Genomic DNA, 24,315 nt, shown 5'->3' with positions numbered 1-24,315 from the left:
GCCCCTGGATCAGGAGCAGCAAGTGTCAGTCTTCATCATTTAATGGATCTTTCTCAAATTTTTCAAAGAAAAGATCGGCATCTCCTGCCATATCCTCAGGGTGTTGCAGGTCCTCAAGAGGTGGAAGGTCGTCGATCGATGTCAAACCAAAGTAAATCAAAAAGTCCTTCGTCGTTCCATAAAGAATTGGACGACCAATAGCGTCCTTGCGTCCTTTTTCTTCAATCAGACCTCTATTGACAAGGGTTTGTATAGAGCGGTCACTTTTCACCCCGCGCAGATCGTCCACTTCAATTCTCGTTATCGGCTGCTGATATGCGATGATCGCCAGCGCTTCCAGAGACGCCTGCGAAAGTCTGGTTGCGCTCGGGGAATCCAGCAGACGTTTGTAGTAGGACGCATGCTCGGGTTTCGTTGTAAGATGCAGGGTTCCCTGGGACTCCATAATCATCAGCCCCCGGGATGGATGCATATAAGCTTCCTGCATACTCTCAATCAAATCATCTACAGAAGATTTGTCTATTCCCAACAAATCCATCAACTTCTTTTTCGGCACTCCTTCTTCACCGGAGGCAAACAGCACCCCTTCTATGATTGCTCTGTATTCCTCTAATTCCATGGGGCATCCTCCATCTTAAACACAATTAACTCTTCAAAATGCTTCTGCTGCACGCAGGTAATATCATTGCTTTTCATTAACTCAAGAAGGGCAATGAACGTAACGACAATATGGGGCCTCGTCCGTTTTTCGAACAACTGGTAAAACGGAGTCCCTTCTGGCGAACGCTGCATTTGATGTAATATTTCGTCCATACGCATCTGGATGGGAATTTCATCGCGCCGGACCCTGGCTTCATCGGGCTGTTTTTCTTTACTACGTTTCATCAGCCTGCCCATGGCCTGGATCATATCATAAATCGATGCTTCTCCCGGACGGACTTCCGCCTTTTCCTCTTCCTGGTCCTCTACACTTAAAGGTGGACGCGTATAGATCCGATTGGCATCCAGCTCTTTCTGCTTCAATTCATCCGCGGCCTGCTTGTATTTACGGTATTCGATCAAGCGCCGCATCAATTCTTCCCGTGGGTCTTCTTCGAGTTCCATATCTTCCATATCTTCTTCCATTTGAGGCTGAGGAAGCAGCATCTGTGACTTTATAGCCAGCAGTGTTGCAGCCATCACCAAATATTCACTGGCAAGATCAAGTTCTAATTCCTGCATCGTGTGAATGTAATGCATGTATTGATCCGTTATCTGTGAAACAGGAATATCATAGATATCAATTTCGTATCGATTGATAAGATGTAAAAGAAGATCCAGAGGCCCTTCGAAGCCTTCCACTTTCACTTGGTAGCTTTTTGTCATGTTATTCTTCCTTTACCACTGATTCTTCACTTTTATCATATCAGAAATGTTCTTATGCCAACAGGTGGTCTAAACGGTGCCCCTTGTAGATGAATGGGTGTATCCTATAAACTATAGAGAGCGGGCACGCCGGTTTCGAATAAATGACGCGGACCAACAGGCTTCCGCTTGAAATGGAGTAATTGCAATGTACCCTTCTCTTTACTTGGAATTTCTGGCCCATTTTCATGGGACAAGGGATTACTTTGAATGCCATGAAGTGCTCGAGGAGCACTGGAAAAATACAGACCCCGGCAACCGACAGTCTGTATGGGTTCTGCTTATACAAACAGCTGTGGCTATGTACCATGACCGGCGGGGCAACCAAAACGGCGCTGTCACTCTTTTAAAAAGGTGCGTCCATCATATGCCTGCACAGCGGGAATCCCTTGTACATCTGGGGATTGATCCAGTCCACATGGAACAAAAGCTTTCCTCAGAACTCTGTCGTGTACGCAGCGGTGAACCCTATGTAAGCTGGAACTTTTCCATTACGGACCCACAGCTTTTACAGGATGTTGATGAAATCTGTCAAAGTTGGGGAGTGGCATTCGGATCACCCAGCAGGATGGAAGATGAAAGACTGATTCATAAGCATAAGCGCAGAAGATAAATTTCCCCATGAGAAAAGAGGTGCCGCAGAGGCACCTCTTTTATCTTACAACTGGGAAGAAGCACTTTCCTCATCACATTTTTCAATGAACGTTTCTGTAGCTGTGTCAGCACAGATTTCACATTGATCTTTAAAGTGAAGACGGATGCTTTGAATCATCCTGCGTCCAATCCCCTGATTACGGTGGGATGGATTAACGGAGACGTGCTGTACGACGGCTCTGCCGTCCTCCAGACGGACGCCCACCGCCCCCAGAATATCTTCTTCTTTCCATAAAAACAGATACCAGTCAGGATCTGCATCATACCGCCGGATGACATCCTGCAGATTGCGGACGTCTGTAACTTCCGGCATAAAGGAAAGCAGACCCATAGCTATCTTTTCAAAAGATTTTTTATATCGAATCAGCATATTAACCCCTCAATTATGAAATAACTAATCGTATTGGTTATCCACATACATTTAAGTCATATCATTCTATTCAAGTAATTGTCCACTTGTCTGTCAGGCCGGACACCACGATTTTACATAACAATGCCAAACCAGTAAAACAGGCCCCAGCCAATGCTGAATAAAGCGAGAATGGTAAACAGTGTCCAGTTTTTCCATTTCATCTTGTATCCCCCGGTCGAACGAATTTCTTATCCCCGTTCAATAAGAATATAGCAACAGGATAAAATATTCAACCCTCTCTCCACAAGCGCAACAGACTACTTAAGAGTGATGATACAGCATGGCGCCTGTGACGGGAATCAGGCGGACACCCGGTCACCTTACGTCTCCCTCTCTCAATGAATGACTCACCGTTCATTTCATAAGCAGATGTAACCGCTCTTTTCCTCCCCGCCGGACAGAAAAAGAGGAGCCGCTGATCCAACAATGGGTCATTGTCTTTTCAAGCCGGCTCATCCAATACCTTATTTATCTTCTACTCTTACCTTCTGCATAACGTCACCGACACGTACACGGTCAACGATATCCACACCTTCAATGACTTTTCCAAATACCGTATGACGGCCATCAAGGTGAGGCTGCGGAGAATGACAGACAAAGAACTGACTTCCTCCTGTGTCCTTGCCTGCATGGGCCATAGACAAGGATCCGCGCTCGTGCTTATGCGGGTTTCCTTCTGTTTCACATTTAATTGTATATCCAGGACCACCAGTACCTGTTCCGTTCGGGCAGCCTCCCTGAATGACAAAGTCAGGAATAACACGGTGGAAAGTCAGGCCGTCATAAAACTCATCGTTGGCCAGTTTCTCGAAATTGGCTACCGTATTCGGCGCAGCTTCCTCATAAAGCTCAGCCACCATTTTCTCACCGTTTTCAAATTGAATCGTTGCTTGTTTCATTTCTCTTTCCCCTTTCCATTCTCGTATGACAAATCCAGTCTGGTCATATCCTGATAACTTTCTCTTTGGACGACCAGCTGATGTTCCCCGTTTTCCACAAACACAACTGCCGGTTTTTGAAAGCGGTTATAATTACTTGCCATAGCATAACCATACGCTCCTGTACTGAAAACTGCAAGTGTATCTCCATGCTCAACAGCAGGAAGCGCCACATCCCATATTAGCATATCTCCGGATTCACAGCACTTCCCGGCAATTGAATAGGTATTTTCTTTAGGCTCATTCATTTTCTCCGTAAGGGCGGCTTCATATTTTGCATTATACAAAGCAGGCCGGATGTTATCCGTCATTCCCCCATCAACTGATAGATAAGTCCGCACGTCCGGAATGTTTTTCACAGAACCTACTGTATAAAGGGTCGTACCCGCTTCTCCCACAATCGCCCGGCCGGGTTCAATCCAGATCTCAGGCATCGGGTAGTCGAACTGACAGGATAAGGCTTTCACCTCTTTAATAAGAGCGTGTGCGTACTGATCCAGTTCAAGCGGCTGATCCTCTTCCGTATACTGAATCCCGAATCCTCCACCAAGATTGACGACAGAAGCTTCATAGTGATAGGTGTCCTTCCACTCGTGAAGGGTGCGGAATAGGCGCTGGGCAGCCATTTGAAAACCATCCGTTTCAAATATCTGGGAACCGATGTGGCAGTGAAGTCCCTTCATGTGTATATTCGGGTCTTCCTGGACTTTCTGAAACGCCTCCTCGGCCTGGCCGCTGCTCAAGTCAAACCCGAACTTGGAATCTTCCTGACCTGTGAGAATATAGTCATGGGTATGCGCTTCTATCCCTGGTGTAACACGAAGAAGCACATCCATCGTTTTATTTTGTTCTTTCAATACAGCGCTCAGCAGTTCAATTTCGAAGAAGTTATCGACAACAATGCATCCAATGCCGCAGCGCACAGCCATCTCAATTTCCTGGATGTTCTTATTGTTTCCATGCATATGGATTTTTTCTACTGGAAAACCTGCTTCGAGAGCAGTGTGAAGCTCTCCCTGTGAAACGACGTCAAGGCTCAGCCCTTCCTGATGGGCGACTTGAAGGATCGCTGTGGAAGAAAAAGCTTTACTGGCATAAGCGACCTGGGCAGGAACGTTATATTCTTCGAATGTACGTACAAACGCCTGCGCATTCGCACGGATTCGGTCGACATCATAGACAAATAACGGCGTGCCGTAGTGGTGGGCGAGCTCATTTGCCGGCACTCCGGCAATCATAAGCTGCCCTTGTTCATTTACTTCGTGATTCATACCATCCCGCCTTTTTTGTTCAAACGTATGTACTTGGAATAAAAAGAAAATGCCCTTTATTGGTAAAGGACATTTTTTAATTGTCTATAATTTATCACATTGCTGAAAGACCGGCAATATGATTATTTCTGCCGCTGGTTATTTTGAGGGTGGACCACACTCGGCCGCACCTTGAGTGACGGCATACTGAGCCGCAGTATAATCTGCAGCGCTGCTTTGGCATTGAAAGGCAGGAAAGGCCAGAGATAAGGCGTGTTCAGCGATTTTGTATGAGCCAGTAGTAGAACGAAACCAAGGAAACCGATCATTAAACCTTTGATACCAAAAGCGGCTACTAAAATGACAAACAGCACACGGGCCATCTTATTGGCCACGGACAATTCATAACTGGGAGTGGAATAGGACCCGATTGCGGCAACGGCTACATAGAGGATAACCTCCGGGACAAACATTCCCACGTCAATAGCAATCTGCCCGATCAGCACGGCCGCAATCAGACCCATAGCTGTCGATAACGGTGTCGGGGTATGAATGGCGGCAATCCTGAGCATTTCGAGACCGAGATCCGCAAGTAGAATTTGAATAATGATCGGTATGGCCGTCTCTTCATTCGGGCCGATAAAAGCCAGCGCCTGAGGGAGCAGATCCGGCTGCATTACGAAAAGCATCCAGAGCGGCAGTACAAATATGGATGAAAAGATTCCAAAAAAGCGCACCCAGCGGACAAATGTACCTACGGCCGGTGCCTGCCTGAATTCCTCCGCATGTTGAACATGATGGAAGTAGGTCGTCGGCGTAATAATCACACTCGGGGAGGTGTCCACCATAATGACGACGTGCCCTTCAAACAAGTGGGACGATGCCACATCCGGTCTCTCCGTATAGCGGACAAGCGGAAACGGGTTCCTCCCCTGCTTGACGAGGAATTCTTCAACCGTCTTATCCGCCATGGAAAGTCCATCGATATCGATGTTTTTAATTTCACTCTTAATCAAATCGACAAGCCCGGGATCTGCGACATCCTTGATATAAGAAATGCAGATATCGGTCTTTGACCTTTCTCCTACTTGAAGAATTTCATGACGAAGACGTTCATCACGAATTCTCCGCCTTGTTAAAGCAGTATTTTCAATAATATTTTCAGTGAATCCGTCCCTGGATCCTCGGATCACTTTTTCTGTATCCGGCTCTTCCGGTGTACGGCCCGGGTAGGTACGGACATCCACGATGAACGCTTCTGTCTCTCCTTCTACAAAAATGATGATCAGCCCGGATAACAACTGGGTGATGCACTGGTTCATATCTGAAGAGGATTCCACCTGCTGGTGTGGAATATCGTTCTTGATCCGCGAGCGGATGGAATCCTCTTTTTCCGAACCTTCATTCAATTCGAACAACTGCCTCATAATTTCTACTATGATGGGTGTCTCTACAAGACCTGTCACATAATACACATTGACTTCTGTTCCAAGAATATGAACGGTGCGGAATCCAAGATCAAAGGATTGTTCAACCCCTATCCTCTCGTTCATTGCTTTTCTATTCTGTTCCAGTTTCATAACGATGGGTGCTTCTTTTTGATCCGGCATTCCTTTCACTCCTTGAGGCATCATTATCCTTTCGGTTTAAAAAACACAGCAACGATAAAGCCAAACAAAATGGCAGAGGCAATTCCTGCAGACGTTAGTTCGAAAATGCCGACAGCTATTCCGATGAACCCATGCTTTTCCGACTGTTCCATCGCTCCGTGCAGAAGGGAATGTCCAAAGCTGGTAATCGGCACCGTAGCCCCCGCCCCTGCAAACTCAATGAGTTTATCATAAATGTCGAAAGCATCGAGAACCGCCCCCGCCACAACAAAGGAGGACATCACGTGGGCAGGTGTCAGTCTGAATACATCAAGCAGGATCTGGCCGATGACACAGATTCCTCCCCCTACGATAAAAGCCCATAAAAAGGTCATGAGGCTCCCTCCCCACGCTTTAATACAACTGCATGCGCTATACCTGGAATCGATTCCTTCTGCTGAATCATCATCGGACTCATCAAAGCTCCGGTGGCTGCGACGAGCACCTTGTTATATTTTCCGTCCATCAAATCCTTTAGCAGTTTTCCATACGTGACCACAGCGGAACAGGCACAGCCGCTCCCCCCGGCAAATACAGGCTGATCGCTGTGATAGACAAGCATGCCGCAGTCTTTATGGACTTCACTAAGGTCATACCCATCCTGCTTCATCATATCTCTGAAAATCGGCGAACCTACAGATGATAAATCCCCCGTCGCTATCACATCATAATCCGAAGGCATTCTCCCCATATCCTCCAGGTGGGTTTTAATCGTATCCCATGCCGCCGGAGCCATAGCGGATCCCATATCGAAAGGATCCTTGATGTTATAATCCATCACCCTTCCGATTGTTGCCGCTTCAACTTGAACAGGGGAAGGAGTCCTGGAAAGAAGAGCGGCACCGCTTCCGGTTACCGTATACGTCGCTGTTTTCGGCTTCTGTCCTCCATATTCCGTCGGGTAACGAAATTGGCGTTCGGCTGTACAATTATGGGAACTCACCGCTACTAAAGCCTGATCTGCAAACCCGCTGTCGACAAGAGCCGCGCCTGACGCCAGGGTCTCCATGCTCGTCGAGCAGGCACCGAACATGCCGAGAACGGGAATACCAAGCTGGCGGGCCACGTAATTTCCAGTCACGTTTTGATTGAGAAGATCACCCGCAAGGAACAAATCGATGGCGGACTGATCGACTCCTGCTTTTTGGAGACACGCGTATACCGCATCAAACATCAGCTTCCTTTCCGCCAGTTCCCAGTTGGATTCTCCACAATGGAGTTCCTTATGGATTACATCATACGTCGACCCGAGAGGCCCTTCCCCTTCCATCGGTCCGACAGCTGTACCTGAAGCCTGTATATAAACTTGATTGGAAAATGTCCATGTGTGCTTTCCAGCTTTACCCATTCCTGTTTCCTCCTAGAATATAAGTGACCAAAGGTATCGGAAAATCCCTAAAACATAAGCAGCCACGACACCGAAGACAATGACCGAACCCGCAAGTTTAAACAGGTTGGTCGCCACCCCGAGAACAAGGCCTTCTGATTTATGTTCAAGGGCTGCACTCGTAATCGAGTTGGCGAAACCAGTCACCGGTACAGCCGATCCAGCCCCCGCAAACTGCCCCAGCTTGTCGTAAACACCAAAACCTGTCGCGAGCGCTGCTAAGAGAATAAGGGTGGCCACTGTAGGATTCATTGCATTTTCTTCATTATAGTCAAACCAATGTATATACATTTGTGATAACAATTCTCCGAACACACAGATGAGGCCGCCTACAATGAATGCTTTTATGCAGTTCATTACATAAGGCGGCTTCGGTTGATAGGATTTGACGGCATGTTCAAAATTCTGCTCATTCAAAGGCTGCTTATCCATACATATCCCTCCAATTTGCGGATTATCTGACAAAAATGATCCATTGAAACAGCGAACCTGCGATTTTCCCAAGCACCAGCGCCATTAATAACGTAAAGAGATAACCATCGACTCCTATCCTTTTAAAAAGCAGAGGAAAAACGTTCAACACTTCTGTGAGAGCCGCTGCAAGCATACCGATGAAGATCCCATGAAACAGCCCCCACACGCCGAGCCCCCACCATGTCATCTGAAGAGGAAAGCTGCCAAATGATAAATAAATCCCGAAAAACACACCAGTGATGACCGCCCATTCGTAATGCCTCAACTTTGATTCCGAATGGCTCAACTGCATGAGACGCGGTACAATACCGAGGACAGTCAGGAATGCTACAAATCCTGTGCCGACGGCAATCCCTGAAGCCAGTCCGATTAAGATTTCAACGATCCACATCCTTTTTTTCCACCTTATTTTCTTTAATGGCTACATAATGATCCAGATCCTCCTGGTAGTTAAAGATCTCCACTTCCATGGGACTCGGTTCTTCATTGAACCTTTTCTGGAACCAATGGTTAAAAAATAAGATCATACCGATTCCCAGTCCGATCGAATAAGGAATTTGTATCCATAATGGATATTCGGCTTCCCGTCCTGTCAGCATCAAGTGCAGCTTCTGCTGCACGGACTGCATGCTGACATCGAAATGGAAATTCATAATAGCCATGGCGGCTCCGATAAATAATAAGATCCAAATAGCACTGATCAACATGGGATTCGGTTCCTTCCCGTGTTTCTCTATATGCACGACGCAGCAGGATGGGCCGATCAATTGGACTTCTGTACCAGGCTGTTGATGAAGGATCTGCTCCACAATCATGAACGCGTCAATGACGACAATGTTCTGGTCCTCAGGTGTCACGGCATGCAGAACGATTTCCTTCAAAGGGGCGATCTGCTGTTCAGCCCCTGTGATTGCAGCCGTATCCTTAAGACGAATTTCTGCCTGAGGATGAACGTAAATGGACTGCTTCAGACGAATATAGACGGGTGCTGTCATCTTTCACGCCCCCTGTAATGGTTAGATACGTTTATTATGCGTGGTGCAGCGGAAATCATACGCCACCCTCTCCTCGCTGCAGCAGGTGTCCAATAAAAAAACTGCACCTTCAGCAGGCGCAGTCCTTTAACTCGTATCATTCATGGTAGCTTTCATATCCGCCAGAATCTTTTTCTCCAGCCGGGACACCTGGACCTGTGATATGCCAAGCCTCTCAGCAACTTCTGTTTGTGTTTGGTCTTTATAATACCTGAGATAAATGATGAGACGCTCCCGTTTATCCAGCCGGCTCATGACATCCTGCAGTGTAAGCTGATCAAACCAGCTGTCATCCTCCTCAGCGATTTGGTCAACAAGGGTAATGGGGTCTCCTTCATTTTCATAAACGGTTTCATAAATGGACTGAGGTGCCCGGCCGACATCCTCTGCCTGGACAATTTCCTCCTTGGACATACCGAGAGCCCCGGCCAGTTCATTGACGGTTGGCGACCGGCCATATTCCTTTAAAAGCTCTTCTTTTTTCGCCCGGACTTTATGATTCAGTTCCTTCAGACTGCGGCTTACCTTGACACTGCCGTCATCTCTGATAAACCGTTGAATTTCACCAATAATCATAGGAACGGCGTACGTAGAAAAACGCACATCATAACTAAGATCAAATTTATCAATGGACTTTAAAAGACCGATGCAGCCGATTTGATAAAGATCATCCTGATCATACCCCCGGCGCAGATAACGCTGCACCACCGACCAAACAAGCCTGGTATTCTTTTCAACAAGAAAATCCCTGGCCTCTTGATCTCCTGCCTGACTTTTCTTAATCAATGCCTTTACATCTTTATCCGACAGACGTTCTTTAGTGGCATCTCCCATAGGCGCAGCCTCAATTACAGAGCGCACGGGTGGACGTCAGCTGCTTGGTCATACGGATGGTCGTCCCGACCCCGGGCTCAGATGTGATATCCACTTGATCCATAAAGTTCTCCATAATTGTAAATCCCATACCGGAACGCTCCCATTCCGGTTTGGAGGTATATAAGGGTTCCTTGGCAAGATCGATATTATCAATACCGCTCCCATGGTCCTTGATAATCAATTCAATTTCTTCTCCATCCATGGCACAGGTAAGAACAATTTTTTCGTCACTCTTTTCTTCATAGCCATGAATAATCGCATTGGTAACCGCTTCGGATACAACGGTTTTAATATCTGTCAGCTCCTCCATCGTCGGGTTGAGCTGACTGATGAAGGAAGCGACGGAAACCCTGGCCAGAGATTCATTGGCGCTGATACTTAGAAACTCAAGGGTCATTTCATTCCGCATGATGCCACCCCCAGACTTTCCAGTGCAGCGGCTTCATTATCCATCAGCTGTATTATTTTGAATAGACCGGACATATCAAACAAGCGTGTAACTTCAGGGGATACAGAACAAACGACCATGACATTCCCTTTAGCCTGTACTTCTTTATAACGACCAAGCATCACACCAAGGCCGGAACTGTCCATAAAGGATAGTTTTTCCAAATTGACGATCACATGTTCTACCGCTTCATTTTCCAGATGTTTCTGCCAGGCTTCCCTCAAGTATCCTGTTTCATGATGATCGAGCTCTCCATTTAAACGAACGATTAAAACATTTTCCCTGACAGCGAATTGACTTTGAAGACTCAAGTGAATTCCTCCTCTGACATTTAAGAGTCCCTAAGTCTTTTCGTCCTTTTCTGAGTCATTTCCTGCTCTGGTACAATACTAGTGGGAAAGTGCTAAAACCTCTGAAAGCTCGTCAAATTCCTCCAGGACCGTTCCCATAACTGGAAAAATCCTGCTTCTTCCACTGGTTCTGTAGTTTCCAGACGTACTTTGGCGACTTCCTCACCACCATTTTTTACAACAACCCATCCCATGTGCGCCCCTTTTTCATAGGGAAGACTTCGACTGTCGTCTACCTTCAACTCTGTTTCATAATCTGTCTTTTTGTCATTTTTCTTCTTCAGAACAACAACATCTTTCTCCGGTTTCAACACCGCTTGACGAGGCTCTCCCCTTGTCAGGTTCAGCGTTGTCATCGCATCATCCTTGGAATAAAGCTTAACACCTTCAAACTGGGAAAACCCATAGTCCAGCAGACTAGAAACATCAGCATTGCGCTCTTTCGGGGTGGCCGCCCCCATAACGACTGCAATCATATGCATATCATTCCGCTGGGCGGATGCAGTCAGGCAGTATTTCGCTTCGGAGGTGTAGCCTGTTTTCAAACCATCCATTCCGGGATAGGTTTTGATGAGCTTGTTCGTATTCACCAGCCAAAATTCATTATCCTGTCCTTTACGCAGGTAATCATCATAAATCTTTGTATAGGTGGTTACTTCATCGTGGAGAAGTAATTCACGGGCCATAACAGCCATATCACGGGCGGTACTCAGGTGGTTTTCAGCCGGTAGTCCCGTCGGATTTTCAAAATGGGTGTTTTTTAAACCGAGCGCCTCTGCTTTTTTGTTCATCATCGCTACAAATTCTTTTTCACTACCGGCAATTCGTTCAGCCATTGCTACGCTGGCATCATTACCGGAAGCTACGGCGATTCCTTTGAGAAGGTCTTCCACTGTCATCTCCTCCCCAGCTTCAAGGAAAATCTGCGACCCTCCCATGGATGCGGCATGTTCACTGACGCGGACCATTTCGTCCAGAGTGATTCCGCCCTTTTCCAGTTCCTCCATGATCAATAAAAGCGTCATGACCTTTGTCATGCTTGCTGGAGGCAGCTTCTTATCTGCATCCTTATCAAAAAGTGTCCGCCCGCTGTTTTTTTCCATCAGCACAGCCGATTTGGCTGAGTTCACAATATCCAATGACGCCTTTTCCTCCGCTGATATGCCCGCCGGAAGGACAGCGGCGGATAAACACATAGCCAGGATGACACCTATTAATTTTCTCATTCCCTAAACCTCCCATATAGCTGTAAGTGCCCCTAGCTTTCCCTTTCCATGATCTTCTATACAAACCTCTTTGCCGCATGTTTTTTATGATCATCCCCATAAAAAAAGACGGAGCCACTGGGACTCCGTCTTCCGGTTTATTTAATGATGTTGTGGATCAACGTAGGTTTTTCCACCTGTTCGTTCGAAATCGTATACGCCTGCTGGACCTTTTGGATCGAGTCTTCCGGCTGTTCATCATCACTTAGAAGAACGACGAGAAGTTCTCCCGCTTTTACCGAATCACCAATCTTTTTCTTCATCGTAATTCCGACGCCATGGTTGATTTCATCATCCTTTGTCGCACGACCTGCACCGAGGTACATAGCGGCAACACCAATGGATTCCGCGTCAATAGCTGAAACGAATCCATCTTTGTCGGCTTTTACTTCTACTTGATACTTCGCCTGCGGAAGTTTGGAGAGATCGTCGATCATGGATACATCTCCCCCTTGTGCTTCAATAAGGTTGCGCAGGGATTGAAATGCCTTGCCGTTTTCAATATTGGCTTCCAGCGCTTCATATGCATCCTCGTAACTAGGGAACTTATCAGCCAGGACAGCCATATGGGAAGCGATTTCCAAGGATAGTGTACGAAGGTCTTCCACAGGGCTTCCCTGTAGTATTTCCGCCGCTTCCTTAATCTCGTTCGCATTTCCAACTTCATAACCGAGCGGCTGGTTCATGTCACTGATCACTGCTACGGTTTTTCTTCCCAGGTTATTACCAATATTAACCATTTCACGCGCAAGAGCTTCGGAATCCTCCAGCGTCTTCATGAAGGCACCCGTTCCTGTTTTTACATCCAAAACGATGCTGTCTGCCCCGGATGCAATCTTCTTACTCATGATTGAACCGGCGATGAGAGGCAGGGAGTTGACTGTTCCAGTTACGTCCCTCAGTGCATAAAGCTTCTTATCAGCTGGTGCCAGATTGCCTGTCTGTCCTGCAACCGCGAGCTTGAATTTGTTGACATTCTCGATGAACTTCTCTTTGCTCATCTCAATTTCAAGGCCTTTGACAGATTCCAGCTTGTCCAGTGTCCCGCCTGTATGACCGAGGCCGCGCCCGGACATTTTCGCAACGGGAATACCAATGGATGCAACAAGAGGCCCTACAATAAAGGTCACTTTGTCACCGACACCGCCTGTCGAGTGCTTATCCACTTTCTTCCCATCAATTTCCGAAAGGTCGATCGTTTCACCAGAGTCGACCATCGCTTTCGTCAACGTTGCCGTTTCCTCCTGTGTCATCCCCTGGAAATAGATGGCCATCGTAAGGGCGGACGCCTGGTAATCAGGAATGTCTCCTTTTGTATACCCTTCCACAAAAAACTGTATTTCTTCTTTGGTGAGTTCCCCGCCGTCACGTTTTTTAACAATTACATCATACATTCTCATGTCCTATCACCCTTTGCTTTTACTAAGAATTTCAGGCGGTGACTGAAGAGCCACCACCTTAGCTGCTTCATTTCAAACACGTCAAACAGAAAGTGTACGGAGCAGTTCCTTAACAAACCCGAGAAAATCTTCACGAACCTGTGCTGTTGTTTCAATCACTTCATCATGGGTGAGCGGCTGGTCAAGAATACCAGCAGCCATATTGGAGATACAGGAAATACCAAGAACTTTCATCCCTGCGTGGTTGGCCACCATGACCTCAGGTACCGTGGACATACCTACAGCGTCTCCACCAAGCGTACGGAGCATGCGGATCTCCGCTCCCGTTTCATAGGCAGGACCCGTGTTGCCCACATACACACCTTTTTGGATGCCAAGGTTTAACTTCTCCGCCGCCTTTTCTGCATGAACAACCAATTCACGGTCATAAGCTTCAGACATGTCCGGGAAACGGGCTCCCAGTTCATCATCATTTGGTCCGATCAACGGGCTGTCCCCCATGTTATTGATATGATCGGTAATCACCATCAAGTTCCCAGGCTCAAAGGAAGTATTGATGCCGCCGGCAGCGTTTGTGACAAATAGAGTGTCAACCCCGAGCTCTTTCATCACGCGTACCGGGAAGGTAACCTGCTTCATCGTATAGCCTTCGTAATAGTGGAAGCGGCCCTGCATAGCAATGACCTGCTGTCCTTCAAGCTCTCCGATGACGAGCTGTCCTTTATGACCCGAAACCGTTGATTCCGGAAAATGAGGAATTTCGGAATAAGGGATGGCTGTAGGGTTTTGGATTTCTTCCGCTAAAACCCCCAGGCCGGATCCTAAAATCAAGCCTACCCCCGGCTGTCCGGTGAGCTGCTGTTTAATAAATTGAGATGCTTCTTTTACTTGCGTTTGATTCATGATCATACCCCTCCCTATTGGATATCCTTTAAGAAACTCTGCCCATGCTCAGGCATTTGAATGTCGAAGTTATCGGAAATGGTGGCCCCGATATCTGCGAACGTCCGGCGCTGCTCCAGTTCTTTCCCTACATCAATTCCTTTATGGTAAACGACAAGGGGAACAAGTTCACGCGTGTGATCTGTACCATGGTGGACCGGGTCATTGCCGTGATCAGCCGTAATGATTAACAAATCATCGTCTTCCATCTTTTCCAATACTTCGGGAAGGCGCTCATCATAAGCTTCCAAAGCTTCCCCATATCCTTGAGGATCACGGCGGTGGCCGTACTTGGCATCAAAATCAACCAGGTTCAAAAAGCTCATGCCACGGAAGTCTTTATCCATGGATTTCACTAACTGGTCCATTCCGTCCATATTGTCCTTCGTTCGAACCGCTTCTGTCACACCTTCTCCATCATAGATGTCGGAAATTTTACCAAGAGCTACAACATCAAGACCTGCATCTGCCATTTCGTTCATGACTGTGCGACCAAATGGTTTCAAAGCATAATCATGACGGTTGGATGTACGTTCAAATGCGCCGGGCTCGCCAACAAACGGCCGGGCAATGACGCGGCCGACCATATATTTCTCATCCTTGGTAATCTCCCTGCAGAATTCACAGATCTCAAACAGTTCTTCGGGTGGAACGACATCTTCATGGGCAGCAATCTGAAGAACAGAATCAGCCGAAGTATAAATAATTAAATCGCCGGTTTCCATATGGTGTCCGCCAAGCTCTTTAATGATTTCTGTTCCTGAGGCCGGCTTATTTCCTACGATGCCTCTACCTGTCTTTGCCTTGATTTGATCCAGCAGTTCGTCAGGAAAACCATCGGGGAAGGTGCGGAACGGCTGGTCGATGTAAAGACCCATAATCTCCCAGTGACCGGTCATCGTATCCTTCCCATTGGAAGCCTCCACCATAGTCGTATAATGCGCCTTAGGTGCAGAAGCTTGTTCAATTCCCTGAATCCTTCTGATGTTGCTCAATCCAAGCTCTCCCATATGCGGCATATTCAAGCCGTTCATGTGGGCGGCGATATGTCCGAGTGTATCTGCTCCTTGATCACCAAACTTTCCTGCATCCGGGGCTTCCCCGATCCCTACGGAGTCCATCACAACCAAAAATACGCGTTTAAATGAATTCATCAACGATCCCTCCTGTTTTTTAATTTCCCAAATTCGTCTGAAACTACCCTTTTTCCATAGATGTAGGATGTCAGACATCTGTAAAGCAAAAAAAGTTTACGCTCGCGGATGATACGAGCGGTAAACATCTTTCAACCTTGTTTTTGAGACGTGTGTGTAAATCTGTGTCGTGGAAATATCTGCATGTCCCAGCATTTCCTGTACTGCTCTTAAATCCGCTCCGTTCTCAAGCAGATGAGTGGCAAACGAATGGCGGAGCGTATGTGGAGTCAGTTCTTTCTCCACCCCCATCTCTCGAGCAACCGCTTTCAGAATCTTCCAAAATCCTTGCCTGGACAGCTTATTCCCATGATGATTCACAAATAATTCTTCCGTGTTTTTCTGTTTGACCAGCGCACCACGGCCTGTATCCAAATAATTTTCCACGGCTTCTTTCGCCATATCCCCTAGAGGAATGATCCGTTCTTTGGATCCTTTGCCAAGGCAGCGGACAAATCCCATCGTCAAATGGAGATCACTGACCTTCAGAGACACCAGTTCCGTTACACGGAGCCCTGTGGCATAAAGCATTTCAAACATGGCTTTATTCCTTGAGGAAAGAGGATCCCTGGCATGGATGTTCAAGAGTTTATCCACGTCATCCGAAGAAAGAACTTTAGGAAGCCGGCGTTCCTTTTTCGGTGTTTCTATATGTAGGCTCGGGTCATGCTCTGTCTTTTTCTCCCTGATCAAAAACTGATGAAAAAGACGGATGGAAGACAGAAAACGTGCCGTCGTAGCCGGAGATCTCCCTTGATCATTCAAGTGGTGGAGGTATTTCATAATATGGGCCCTCGTCACCACATCCCACGATTTAATCTGTTCTTTTTCCTGCATAAACGCCGTGTACTGCGTAAGATCCCTTTTATAGGATTGTATTGTGTTGGGTGAAAGTCCGCGCTCCACCGTTAAATAGTGATAAAAATCTTCAAGAGCATACTGCATCTTCCACCTACTCTCCTAATCGAAAAAATATCGATAGACGATCGGCCCAATCAGAATCTTGAGAACTGGACACCTTTACGGCTGATCCCCCTGGAGGATCATATCGATGCTGCCTTTCGTATTCTCCATGAACCATTCTCAATGCCATGTAAAAGACGAACGTGCAGACAGTAAAAACTAAGAGGACTTTGACTAAATCTCTTAAACTATGCCGAAGCCGGCCCACTCCATCACCCCCACCGCTGTCCTTTATTCAAGGATATGCCGGAAACAGCTCAAAATATACGCAGCGGAGGTGAAAGCATCCGTATCTAGAACACAAGTCCATCTAGCATTAACGTACACGATTTTTCTTCATTTGTAAATAAAAACGAGCAGATGCTTAACATCTGCCCGGTCCCTCTATAAAAAAAGCCACTATGATTCTGCATAGCGGCCTCCGGCGTTCATTTTTTATTTTCTTCCGCAGATGAAGCAGCGACCGCCTGCTTTTGACAGACCCGGCAGATGCCGTGAAAGGTCAAACGGTGATCCTTCACTTCAAACCCCCACTGACTTTCAACTATTTTTTCAACATCAAGTAGAAGGTCTTCCTCGATTTCCTCCACGGATCCACATTCGATGCAGACGAGATGGTGGTGGAAATGTTCGGCCCCTTCTTTTCTAAGATCATAACGGGAAACGCCGTCTCCAAAATTGATTTTGTCGACAACTTTCAATTCTGATAAAAGTTCAAGTGTACGATATACGGTAGCAAGACCAATTTCAGGTGCTTTCTCTTTTACGAGGAGGTAAACATCTTCCGCACTTAAATGATCTTCTTCGTTTTCCAGTAAAACCCGTACAGTTGCTTCCCGCTGTGGTGTAAGCTTATAACTTTGGGAATGCAGCTGCTTCTTTATCTTTTCTATACGATGTTCCATATCGTTCGTCCCTCCCTCGTCTTACCATTCTCATTATAATCAGAGACAGAACGAGTGTCAAATTATAATCATTTTAATCTGTTAATGATAATCGTTATTATCTGGCGGCGGATTTATTCATTCGTAAAGCCACTTTAAAACCAGTTCCAAAATAGAATTTGAAATAAAAACCTCAATCACGGAAGATACCATCAGCACAGCCATCAATGCGCCGAACAATCCACTGTACCGGACGAACCCCTTCATAAGAGGCTGGTGCACCCTTCTTATAAAAAGCTGCTTACAGAGGGTAAGTGAGAATATCAAGGCAAGAGAGCCGGCGATCAGGTAAACGGGAATGATAATCAAATTCTGGGGTGCTATGGAAACGGTGGAAATCAGCAGACCGTACCATCCCATCTGGTTGACAAGAAAGCCGACGGAAAAGCCGAGCACCAGTCCTTTAATGAATAGCAGCACAGTAATGACAGGCATACCGATGACGGAAATGCCCAGCAGAAACAACAGCAGCATATACTTTACATGGTAAAGCACACTGTCCTTCCATAAAACAGCTTTTCCCGTTCCAGGAGACGAAGCCTGCTGCTCAAAAAACTGCTTCAAATAGAAAAAGAGATCTTGTTTTTGTACAAAGTTCATACTGTTTACGATGACAGCCCCGAAAATGATTCCCATAAGAAACAACACAAAAATGAATACGAAAATATTCATATGCGACTGTACATCATTTTTAACCATCCGCATGCCCTGGTGCATTATCCCTCATCCTTTCTCCTACCTGGTCTATGACCAATCTATGAGAAAAAATGAAAAAGTAGACCTGAAAAAGCTAGTGGATCCTCCCGTACTTCCCTCCCCCGCCTTTGGAGATAGAAAGCCGCCCCTGCCTCATATCGATCATTTTTTCAATGGTCGGTTCGGGCAGGATACCGGCCAGGTCCTGTTCGGCTGTGTGATGAATGATATTCATCTCATTTTGAAACGCTTCTATCAGCTTTTGATAGGTTTTCGGGCCGATTCCTGGAAGGGTATGGAGAGGCACCTGTGGAATATATGGCGGCCTTTCCCGCTCCTGACGCTTGTCTGACAACTCACGGATTCGATCGGACACCCCTTTGATCCATTTTCCTTTCCCGCAGGAAGGACAGCGTCTTTCCTGATTGTCAGACTGTTGCTGCAGACAGGCGGCACATACCGTCTGAAAGTATTTGCCCATTCTCGGATTCATACCATAGTTGACCTTCACTTTCCTTCCTCTAAGATTGTGCAGAGCCAGACGCAGCTCTTCAAATGAAGGGGTTTCCATCTGAATGGTTTGGTATTCCCTGGCCATGTTGGCCGTAGAATGGGCGTCTGAATTGGTTACATACGTATAAGGCTGAAGTTCAAAGATATGCGAAGCCATCTCCGTATCCGCACTCAACCCAAGTTCAACAGCATCAATGGCGGTACTGTCCAATACTTCTATTAATGACGTCCGCACTCCCCTGCCATAAAGGCTTTTGAAAGGGGTGAAAATATGGGCCGGGATAAAGAGTCCTCCGTGCTCCCTGACATACGACTGGAGCTCCCGGGCTGTACCATAGAAACGCTGGGAGCTCAGGGAGATGTTTTTCATTTTGTTGGAAAGCCAGCTTGAAAAACGAACCATATCCCTCAAATACGGAAAATAACAGAGCAGATGCACAGGACCTGAACAGGAAGCATCATATACTTCAATCTCTGCTCCAAGAATCAAAACCGTATGCTTGTATTGAATACCGCCATCCTGAAGCTCCTTTGCCTGACCGTTCGTTATATGAGATTGAATTTCATCCTGGACAGCAGGAGACTGGGCATCAATAACCCCTACCATATCCAGTCCTTTGGAATGGGAAGCTTCTTCAACCACGTTCGTAAGGGTCAGCTTCTTGGATCCGGTAATTTTCACAGGACCACCGTTCCAGTCGCGCCCGATATGGATATGTAAATCTGCGAAGTAATCCTTCATTTCTGCTTCAACTGCAGATATAGGAGGGCGTAGGCTGTTTTCGCATCATGGATTCGCTGGTCCTTCTCCAGCTGGACCGCTTCGTCCAGAGTCAGTTCCATCACTTCTACAAATTCGTCTTCATCCCCGTCCGGCTGGATATCCATCGGCTTGATTTGATCCGTGAAATAAACATAGACGAGCTCATCTGCAAAACCCGGGGATGTGTAGAAGGATGTGACCAGTTCCAAATCTTCGGTTGTATAACCGGTTTCCTCCTCAAGCTCTCTCATGGCACATGTTTTCGGTTCCTCTCCCGGTTCCAGCTTGCCGGCAGGAATTTCAACGATACTTTTCTCCATCGCTTTTCGATACTGTTCCACAAGGACGAGTTTCCCTTCCTGGGTCGTCGCGATAACCGCCACCGCTCCCGGATGTCTGATGAGCTCCCGTTTAGATGTATGCCCATCGGGTAAAGTAACACTGTCTACGTCAAGCTGGACAATTTTACCTGTATATATGGTTTCGGTCTGGTAGGTTTTCTCTTCAAATTTTTTCATCGATTTCATCCTCTCTGATTATCTACCGCCATTCTATCACAGGAGTAGCGTCTACAATGAATATTACGATAAACTATACAGGAAAGGATGATTCTATGAAGAAACGACGCCTTGGAAATTCAGATTTATACGTATCAGATATCGGGCTGGGGTGCATGTCCCTGGGAACCGACTACGCTAAAGCAGAAGACATCGTCCACGAGGCTCTGGACTCCGGCATTAATTATCTGGACACCGCTGACTTGTACGACTATGGACAAAATGAAGAAATCGTAGGTCAGGCCGTTAAAGGACGCCGAGATGACGTGATCATTGGTTCAAAGGTCGGTAATAAATTCACCCCCGGGGAAGAAGGCTGGACCTGGGACCCTTCTAAAAAACACATCAAAGAAGGGGTGAAGAGCAGTCTGAAACGGCTCGGTGTGGATTATATCGATTTATATCAACTTCACGGGGGCACGATTGAGGACCCTGTAGATGAAAGTATCCAGGCTTTTGATGAACTCGTGGACGAAGGATTGGTGCGCGCCTACGGAATATCATCCATCCGCCCGAATGTGATTAAACAATACGTGGAAAAATCGAACATCGTAAGCATAATGATGCAGTACAATGCCTTGGACAGGCGCCCGGAGGAGCTTCTCGACTATCTTTCTGACCATAACATCAGTGTATTGGCCCGCGGTCCATTAGCCAAAGGTATGCTTTCAAGCCAGGGGCCTGAAAAAGCAGCGTCGAAAGCAGAAGACGGGTATCTGGAATACAGCAGGGATGAAGTGCTGGCCATCGCTGAAGAGTGGCCATCCTTAACAGATTCAGATAAAAACGCAGAAGCGCTCGCCCTTCAGTATGTCCTCCACCACCCTGCAGTGGCCTCCGCCGTTTTTGGCGCCCGGACGACGGACCAATTGGCTGACAGCCTGACATACAGAACCGCTCCTGCTCTAACAGATGAAACGTACAGGAAGATCCAGTCGTTAACAAAACCTCTTACTTATCAAAAACATCGTTCTTAAATAAGAGCCTCCGGGATCTGCCCGGAGGCTCTTTTTATTCTTTCCAGGTCTGCTCCAGCACCCTGACCCAGTTTTTATTAGTCAGCTGCTCCAGTTCGTTCTTTTTCCACCCTCTTCGCTCAAGCACACTTAAAAGCATGGGAACCCCTGTGACATCCTTCATAGCATCCGGCACCATCGTACCGTCAAAATCTGACCCTAAGGCAACATGGTCTACACCAATCCGGTTTCTGACATAATCGATATGATCAGCAATATCCTCCAGGGAAGCCTCAGGATCCCCTTCAGCACGGGGGGTTACCATATTCGGATCAATGCTGTACGTCACCCCTATCAGACCACCGGACTGCCCTATCTTATCGATTTGAGGATCTGTTAGGTTCCTTGATACCGGGCAGATCCTGTGAACGTTGGCATGTGTAGCCACTAAGGGTTTATCGGAAATCGCTGCCACATCCCAGAATCCCTGCTCATTTAAATGAGAAAGATCAACCATGATACCCAGTTCACTGCACTTTCGAACGAGTTCTTTCCCTTCAGGTGTCAGCCCCGGGCCGGTATCAGGAGAAGAGGGATACCCGTAAGGGACGCCCTCCCCAAATGGATTCGACCTGCTCCAGACGGGCCCGATGGACCGAAGCCCTGCTTTGTAAAACACATATAGCAAATCAAGATCTTTATCGATGGCCTCTGCGCCTTCCATGTGGAGAATCCCTCCCATCCATTCCCCGTCTACGGCTTTCTTCAAATCTGTTATCGTCCGTATCGTTTTGAAGGTTCCCTTTGACAATTCTTCCAATTGGAAAAAACGGGTCATTGACCTGGCAGCAGCAGCGAGCGCATATTCCCTTGAAAGTCTTGGAGGCAGAGATTTCATATAACCTGCCTGAGTATGGACAATGCTGGGATCAGGATCTGATTTTGGATTGGGAGCAAAAACCGCAAAGAACCCGGCCGCAAAACCTGCTTTTCTTCCACGGGTAAAGTCCAGATGAGCAGATGGGAGTCCCGTAAAGAAAGCGTCAGATCCATCATTCAGTTCCAACAGCGTATCGTGATGTCCGTCAATAAATCGAAGCATATGTATTTCCCTTTCCTAATTAATGGATTTGTTTTTTCTTACCAGCGCGCGGATTTGACCTCTGTGATTGATTTCATCTTCCATCACATGAAACCAGAGACAGCAGGGATTACGGACGACACCGTTCGGCCATGTCCTTGGTTCATAAAGCCACTCATCCTCTTTCTCTTTGAGCCTTTCCATTGTCCTGCGGCGGACGTCTTTCAATTGTTTAATATAAAAGGAAACGGGGGCCGAATGGATGGACTCCGCCGCTCCTCTTCCGAGCATCAGGGCATCTCCCCACCGCTGTTCCTCCTCTTCATTCAGGTCTCGCTGTTCAAAACTGATCACCTGATGGACATATTCTACAGCAGCCGTATGAAGGAGGAGAGCTCCAATAGAATTTCCCCCTTCCTCAGACTGAAATTCATAAATAATCAAGATCAGACCTCATTTCTTTTTTACAAAATGTTCATGAATCAGCTAGAATAACAGAACTTTTCTTTTCCTCTGCCTGTTCATTCGACAAAACTATGTGTTTACCTCTCTATTACAGAAACATCCATCGAATTATGTAGATATTTTTGTGGTTTAAAACCGTTGAAATGACGGTATATGCTAAGTACTAACAAATCGGTTCTCTCCGTTCGCCACTTGTCACCAAATCCATTCAAACCCCTGAGGAGGAAAACCAATGAAAATCAAAGTTGGTATTTGGACGCGTTTGACAAACAAGGACAAAATGATTCTCTTAAAAGCAGTAAGCCAGCAGTCCATCTCTAAAAAATCCGCATAAATCTTTCTACTTTACCCATGCCCCGGAAAAGCAGCGGAAACCGACAACCATCCTCCTATACGTATGTTCAAACCTGCCCAGGCAGGTTTTTTGCTGTTTCCAAATGCACATTATGAACGCTGTGTAAAGTTCACTTGGATATCCGCCTCCTCCGCATAATCATTTTTTCAGGCGAATAAATAAATACCAGTAGACATGCGTGAAAAACATGGAGGGGGATAATCATGAAAGTCGCCATTTTCACCGATACCTACGCACCTCAAATCAATGGGGTTGCCAAAACGCTGAAGAAATGGACAGATTTCCTGGAAACCAAGCAGACGTCCTACCGCCTATTCGCCCCGAATCCCCTTGAAACCTGTGATTATAATGAGAACATCCACCGCTTTAAGAGTCTTCCTTTCTGGTTATACCCGGAATGCCGGCTGGCCCTCCCCCGTCTATCCCATATCCGAACGGAACTGGAACAGTTCAAACCAGACATCATTCACGTTGCGACACCGTTCAATATGGGGTTGACAGGGCATCATTATGCCCGGAAATTGAACATCCCTTTGGTCGGGTCGTACCATACACATTTTCACAAGTACCTGGACTTTTACAAAATGTCCTGTTTAACCCCGCTGATCTGGAAGTATATGCGGTGGTTTCACAAGCCTTTCAAACGGATTTTCGTCCCGTCCATAGAGACGAGGGACGAGCTGCTTAAGAAAGGATTGTCCAATGTGTGCATCTGGTCAAGAGGCGTCGACAGTGATCATTTCCACCCACAGCCACAGTCTACTTACCTGCGAGACACATTCGGGGTCACTGAACCATTCATCTTAACGTATGTCGGCCGGCTGGCTCCCGAGAAGGGACTGGACATTCTCATGAAAACAGCTGCCGCCCTCCCTTCAGAATGGCATCCGTATATTCATTGGATGATAGTCGGAGAAGGGCCTTTATATCAAACACTTCAACAGGAAGCACCGGCCAACATGACCTTTACCGGTTACAAAAGTGGCATGGATTTGAGCCGGATCTATGCAGAATCCGCTCTGCTCGTCTTCCCCTCTGCGACGGAGACATTCGGAAATGTCGTGCTGGAGGCCCTGGCATCTGGAACGCCGGCCGTTGTAGCAGATTCCGGGGGCGTCAAGGAAATCGTCCAGCACAGGAAAACAGGGTGGACCTGTACACCAGATGACCCTTCCAGTTTCGTTTCAGCAGTCACACACCTGCTGCAGGATCCGCTTTTACTGAAGGCCATGAGCGAAAAAGCCAGAGCCTATGCCTTAACCCGTTCTTGGGATGCTGTGTTCTATGGATTGCTGCAGGAGTATCAAACCATCGTGGAAGAAGTACCGGTGCTGTCTCATGCGTAA

General features: G+C 46.9%; 29 protein-coding genes. 3 read left to right on the top strand and 26 right to left on the bottom strand.

Annotated features, from left to right (window positions below):
* Window positions 1-25 precede the first annotated feature (25 nt).
* Together scpB and ACXADP_RS09890 are read right to left on the bottom strand one after the other, a co-directional pair.
* Window positions 26-619, bottom strand: coding sequence for an SMC-Scp complex subunit ScpB (scpB, locus tag ACXADP_RS09895; RefSeq protein WP_474971363.1), 594 nt, complete (start codon window positions 617-619; stop codon window positions 26-28).
* Window positions 610-1,365 (bottom strand): segregation/condensation protein A, encoded by a 756-nt coding sequence (locus ACXADP_RS09890; RefSeq protein WP_474968729.1) that lies wholly within the window; start codon window positions 1,363-1,365, stop codon window positions 610-612. Before ACXADP_RS09890 ends, scpB begins: the two co-directional genes overlap by 10 nt.
* A 187-nt stretch (window positions 1,366-1,552) precedes the next feature.
* Here ACXADP_RS09890 and ACXADP_RS09885 point away from each other — a divergent pair, with 187 nt between their 5' ends.
* The gene (locus ACXADP_RS09885; protein ID WP_474971362.1) at window positions 1,553-2,017 is read left to right on the top strand and encodes a DUF309 domain-containing protein; all 465 of its coding nucleotides are present in this window, start codon (window positions 1,553-1,555) and stop codon (window positions 2,015-2,017) included.
* A 45-nt stretch (window positions 2,018-2,062) separates the two neighbouring features.
* Here ACXADP_RS09885 and ACXADP_RS09880 read toward each other — a convergent pair whose 3' ends face one another.
* From ACXADP_RS09880 to ACXADP_RS09775, 22 genes are all read right to left on the bottom strand, one after another.
* A complete protein-coding gene (locus ACXADP_RS09880; RefSeq protein ID WP_474968731.1) occupies window positions 2,063-2,428 on the bottom strand; it encodes a GNAT family N-acetyltransferase in 366 nt (121 codons plus the stop codon).
* Window positions 2,429-2,934: 506 nt separating this feature from the next.
* Entirely contained in the window at window positions 2,935-3,369 is a 435-nt protein-coding gene (locus ACXADP_RS09875) for a peptidylprolyl isomerase (protein ID WP_027954473.1), read from the bottom strand.
* Window positions 3,366-4,679 carry a diaminopimelate decarboxylase gene (gene lysA, locus ACXADP_RS09870; protein WP_474971361.1) on the bottom strand — a complete coding sequence of 438 codons (1,314 nt, stop codon included), beginning with the start codon at window positions 4,677-4,679 and terminating at the stop codon, window positions 3,366-3,368. The genes ACXADP_RS09875 and lysA overlap by 4 nt, the downstream gene beginning before the upstream one ends.
* A gap of 122 nt (window positions 4,680-4,801) precedes the next feature.
* Window positions 4,802-6,268: a spore germination protein gene (locus ACXADP_RS09865; protein WP_474968734.1), complete on the bottom strand. Its 1,467-nt coding sequence runs from the start codon at window positions 6,266-6,268 to the stop codon at window positions 4,802-4,804.
* Between the two features lie 23 nt (window positions 6,269-6,291).
* The gene (gene spoVAE / locus ACXADP_RS09860) at window positions 6,292-6,642 is read right to left on the bottom strand and encodes a stage V sporulation protein AE (protein WP_474968735.1); all 351 of its coding nucleotides are present in this window, start codon (window positions 6,640-6,642) and stop codon (window positions 6,292-6,294) included.
* Window positions 6,639-7,655, bottom strand: coding sequence for a stage V sporulation protein AD (gene spoVAD, locus ACXADP_RS09855; protein ID WP_474968736.1), 1,017 nt, complete (start codon window positions 7,653-7,655; stop codon window positions 6,639-6,641). Before spoVAD ends, spoVAE begins: the two co-directional genes overlap by 4 nt.
* 12 nt (window positions 7,656-7,667) lie before the next feature.
* Window positions 7,668-8,126, bottom strand: coding sequence for a stage V sporulation protein AC (spoVAC, locus tag ACXADP_RS09850; protein WP_474968737.1), 459 nt, complete (start codon window positions 8,124-8,126; stop codon window positions 7,668-7,670).
* Window positions 8,127-8,148: 22 nt separating this feature from the next.
* Window positions 8,149-8,559: a stage V sporulation protein AB gene (locus tag ACXADP_RS09845; protein ID WP_027954479.1), complete on the bottom strand. Its 411-nt coding sequence runs from the start codon at window positions 8,557-8,559 to the stop codon at window positions 8,149-8,151.
* A complete protein-coding gene (locus ACXADP_RS09840; RefSeq protein ID WP_474971360.1) occupies window positions 8,546-9,163 on the bottom strand; it encodes a stage V sporulation protein AA in 618 nt (205 codons plus the stop codon). The genes ACXADP_RS09845 and ACXADP_RS09840 overlap by 14 nt, the downstream gene beginning before the upstream one ends.
* 126 nt (window positions 9,164-9,289) lie before the next feature.
* Window positions 9,290-10,036: an RNA polymerase sporulation sigma factor SigF gene (sigF, locus tag ACXADP_RS09835; RefSeq protein ID WP_474968739.1), complete on the bottom strand. Its 747-nt coding sequence runs from the start codon at window positions 10,034-10,036 to the stop codon at window positions 9,290-9,292.
* 10 nt (window positions 10,037-10,046) lie between these two features.
* Window positions 10,047-10,487 carry an anti-sigma F factor gene (spoIIAB, locus tag ACXADP_RS09830; RefSeq protein WP_474971359.1) on the bottom strand — a complete coding sequence of 147 codons (441 nt, stop codon included), beginning with the start codon at window positions 10,485-10,487 and terminating at the stop codon, window positions 10,047-10,049.
* Entirely contained in the window at window positions 10,472-10,837 is a 366-nt protein-coding gene (spoIIAA, locus tag ACXADP_RS09825; RefSeq protein ID WP_474968741.1) for an anti-sigma F factor antagonist, read from the bottom strand. The genes spoIIAB and spoIIAA overlap by 16 nt, the downstream gene beginning before the upstream one ends.
* A 92-nt stretch (window positions 10,838-10,929) precedes the next feature.
* Window positions 10,930-12,102 carry a D-alanyl-D-alanine carboxypeptidase family protein gene (locus ACXADP_RS09820; RefSeq protein ID WP_474971358.1) on the bottom strand — a complete coding sequence of 391 codons (1,173 nt, stop codon included), beginning with the start codon at window positions 12,100-12,102 and terminating at the stop codon, window positions 10,930-10,932.
* 137 nt (window positions 12,103-12,239) lie between these two features.
* The gene (locus tag ACXADP_RS09815) at window positions 12,240-13,541 is read right to left on the bottom strand and encodes a pyrimidine-nucleoside phosphorylase (protein ID WP_474971357.1); all 1,302 of its coding nucleotides are present in this window, start codon (window positions 13,539-13,541) and stop codon (window positions 12,240-12,242) included.
* Window positions 13,542-13,622: 81 nt separating this feature from the next.
* Window positions 13,623-14,444, bottom strand: coding sequence for a purine-nucleoside phosphorylase (locus ACXADP_RS09810; protein ID WP_474968744.1), 822 nt, complete (start codon window positions 14,442-14,444; stop codon window positions 13,623-13,625).
* A 14-nt stretch (window positions 14,445-14,458) separates the two neighbouring features.
* Window positions 14,459-15,637: a phosphopentomutase gene (gene deoB / locus ACXADP_RS09805; RefSeq protein ID WP_474968745.1), complete on the bottom strand. Its 1,179-nt coding sequence runs from the start codon at window positions 15,635-15,637 to the stop codon at window positions 14,459-14,461.
* A gap of 96 nt (window positions 15,638-15,733) precedes the next feature.
* A complete protein-coding gene (xerD, locus tag ACXADP_RS09800) occupies window positions 15,734-16,621 on the bottom strand; it encodes a site-specific tyrosine recombinase XerD (protein ID WP_474968746.1) in 888 nt (295 codons plus the stop codon).
* 7 nt (window positions 16,622-16,628) lie between these two features.
* On the bottom strand, window positions 16,629-16,847 hold the full coding sequence (locus ACXADP_RS09795; protein WP_084163029.1) for a DUF4227 family protein: 219 nt from the start codon (window positions 16,845-16,847) through the stop codon (window positions 16,629-16,631).
* 220 nt (window positions 16,848-17,067) lie between these two features.
* Entirely contained in the window at window positions 17,068-17,544 is a 477-nt protein-coding gene (fur, locus tag ACXADP_RS09790) for a ferric iron uptake transcriptional regulator (RefSeq protein WP_027954489.1), read from the bottom strand.
* Window positions 17,545-17,661: 117 nt separating this feature from the next.
* The gene (spoIIM, locus tag ACXADP_RS09785; protein ID WP_474968747.1) at window positions 17,662-18,300 is read right to left on the bottom strand and encodes a stage II sporulation protein M; all 639 of its coding nucleotides are present in this window, start codon (window positions 18,298-18,300) and stop codon (window positions 17,662-17,664) included.
* A gap of 73 nt (window positions 18,301-18,373) precedes the next feature.
* On the bottom strand, window positions 18,374-19,534 hold the full coding sequence (locus tag ACXADP_RS09780) for an endonuclease Q family protein (protein ID WP_474968748.1): 1,161 nt from the start codon (window positions 19,532-19,534) through the stop codon (window positions 18,374-18,376).
* Complete coding sequence (locus ACXADP_RS09775; protein ID WP_474968749.1) at window positions 19,531-20,073, bottom strand: NUDIX hydrolase; 543 nt, start codon at window positions 20,071-20,073, stop codon at window positions 19,531-19,533. Before ACXADP_RS09775 ends, ACXADP_RS09780 begins: the two co-directional genes overlap by 4 nt.
* 95 nt (window positions 20,074-20,168) lie before the next feature.
* On the opposite strand from ACXADP_RS09775, the gene ACXADP_RS09770 reads away from it, so the two are divergent.
* Window positions 20,169-21,089 (top strand): aldo/keto reductase, encoded by a 921-nt coding sequence (locus ACXADP_RS09770; protein ID WP_474972305.1) that lies wholly within the window; start codon window positions 20,169-20,171, stop codon window positions 21,087-21,089.
* 34 nt (window positions 21,090-21,123) lie between these two features.
* On the opposite strand, the gene ACXADP_RS09765 is transcribed toward ACXADP_RS09770, so the two are convergent.
* The gene (locus tag ACXADP_RS09765) at window positions 21,124-22,170 is read right to left on the bottom strand and encodes a dipeptidase (protein WP_474971356.1); all 1,047 of its coding nucleotides are present in this window, start codon (window positions 22,168-22,170) and stop codon (window positions 21,124-21,126) included.
* 15 nt (window positions 22,171-22,185) lie between these two features.
* Window positions 22,186-22,593: a DinB family protein gene (locus tag ACXADP_RS09760; protein WP_474968751.1), complete on the bottom strand. Its 408-nt coding sequence runs from the start codon at window positions 22,591-22,593 to the stop codon at window positions 22,186-22,188.
* A 579-nt stretch (window positions 22,594-23,172) separates the two neighbouring features.
* On the opposite strand from ACXADP_RS09760, the gene ACXADP_RS09755 reads away from it, so the two are divergent.
* Window positions 23,173-24,315, top strand: a complete 1,143-nt coding sequence (locus ACXADP_RS09755; protein ID WP_474968752.1) for a glycosyltransferase family 4 protein — start codon at window positions 23,173-23,175, stop codon at window positions 24,313-24,315.

The sequence above is a fragment of the Halobacillus sp. AWH4_228 genome, assembly GCF_056158365.1.
This window is presented reverse-complemented; position numbering and strand designations above follow the sequence as displayed.

Coding starts and splice junctions, on each gene's coding strand:
- scpB (WP_474971363.1), bottom strand. CDS start 619: ATGGAATTAGAGGAATACAGAGCAATCATAGAAGGGGTGCTGTTTGCC.
- ACXADP_RS09890 (WP_474968729.1), bottom strand. CDS start 1,365: ATGACAAAAAGCTACCAAGTGAAAGTGGAAGGCTTCGAAGGGCCTCTG.
- ACXADP_RS09885 (WP_474971362.1), top strand. CDS start 1,553: ATGTACCCTTCTCTTTACTTGGAATTTCTGGCCCATTTTCATGGGACA.
- ACXADP_RS09880 (WP_474968731.1), bottom strand. CDS start 2,428: ATGCTGATTCGATATAAAAAATCTTTTGAAAAGATAGCTATGGGTCTG.
- ACXADP_RS09875 (WP_027954473.1), bottom strand. CDS start 3,369: ATGAAACAAGCAACGATTCAATTTGAAAACGGTGAGAAAATGGTGGCT.
- lysA (WP_474971361.1), bottom strand. CDS start 4,679: ATGAATCACGAAGTAAATGAACAAGGGCAGCTTATGATTGCCGGAGTG.
- ACXADP_RS09865 (WP_474968734.1), bottom strand. CDS start 6,268: ATGCCGGATCAAAAAGAAGCACCCATCGTTATGAAACTGGAACAGAAT.
- spoVAE (WP_474968735.1), bottom strand. CDS start 6,642: ATGACCTTTTTATGGGCTTTTATCGTAGGGGGAGGAATCTGTGTCATC.
- spoVAD (WP_474968736.1), bottom strand. CDS start 7,655: ATGGGTAAAGCTGGAAAGCACACATGGACATTTTCCAATCAAGTTTAT.
- spoVAC (WP_474968737.1), bottom strand. CDS start 8,126: ATGGATAAGCAGCCTTTGAATGAGCAGAATTTTGAACATGCCGTCAAA.
- ACXADP_RS09845 (WP_027954479.1), bottom strand. CDS start 8,559: ATGTGGATCGTTGAAATCTTAATCGGACTGGCTTCAGGGATTGCCGTC.
- ACXADP_RS09840 (WP_474971360.1), bottom strand. CDS start 9,163: ATGACAGCACCCGTCTATATTCGTCTGAAGCAGTCCATTTACGTTCAT.
- sigF (WP_474968739.1), bottom strand. CDS start 10,036: ATGGGAGATGCCACTAAAGAACGTCTGTCGGATAAAGATGTAAAGGCA.
- spoIIAB (WP_474971359.1), bottom strand. CDS start 10,487: ATGCGGAATGAAATGACCCTTGAGTTTCTAAGTATCAGCGCCAATGAA.
- ACXADP_RS09820 (WP_474971358.1), bottom strand. CDS start 12,102: ATGAGAAAATTAATAGGTGTCATCCTGGCTATGTGTTTATCCGCCGCT.
- ACXADP_RS09815 (WP_474971357.1), bottom strand. CDS start 13,541: ATGAGAATGTATGATGTAATTGTTAAAAAACGTGACGGCGGGGAACTC.
- ACXADP_RS09810 (WP_474968744.1), bottom strand. CDS start 14,444: ATGAATCAAACGCAAGTAAAAGAAGCATCTCAATTTATTAAACAGCAG.
- deoB (WP_474968745.1), bottom strand. CDS start 15,637: ATGAATTCATTTAAACGCGTATTTTTGGTTGTGATGGACTCCGTAGGG.
- xerD (WP_474968746.1), bottom strand. CDS start 16,621: ATGCAGTATGCTCTTGAAGATTTTTATCACTATTTAACGGTGGAGCGC.
- fur (WP_027954489.1), bottom strand. CDS start 17,544: ATGGAACATCGTATAGAAAAGATAAAGAAGCAGCTGCATTCCCAAAGT.
- spoIIM (WP_474968747.1), bottom strand. CDS start 18,300: ATGCACCAGGGCATGCGGATGGTTAAAAATGATGTACAGTCGCATATG.
- ACXADP_RS09780 (WP_474968748.1), bottom strand. CDS start 19,534: ATGAAGGATTACTTCGCAGATTTACATATCCATATCGGGCGCGACTGG.
- ACXADP_RS09775 (WP_474968749.1), bottom strand. CDS start 20,073: ATGAAAAAATTTGAAGAGAAAACCTACCAGACCGAAACCATATATACA.
- ACXADP_RS09770 (WP_474972305.1), top strand. CDS start 20,169: ATGAAGAAACGACGCCTTGGAAATTCAGATTTATACGTATCAGATATC.
- ACXADP_RS09765 (WP_474971356.1), bottom strand. CDS start 22,170: ATGCTTCGATTTATTGACGGACATCACGATACGCTGTTGGAACTGAAT.
- ACXADP_RS09755 (WP_474968752.1), top strand. CDS start 23,173: ATGAAAGTCGCCATTTTCACCGATACCTACGCACCTCAAATCAATGGG.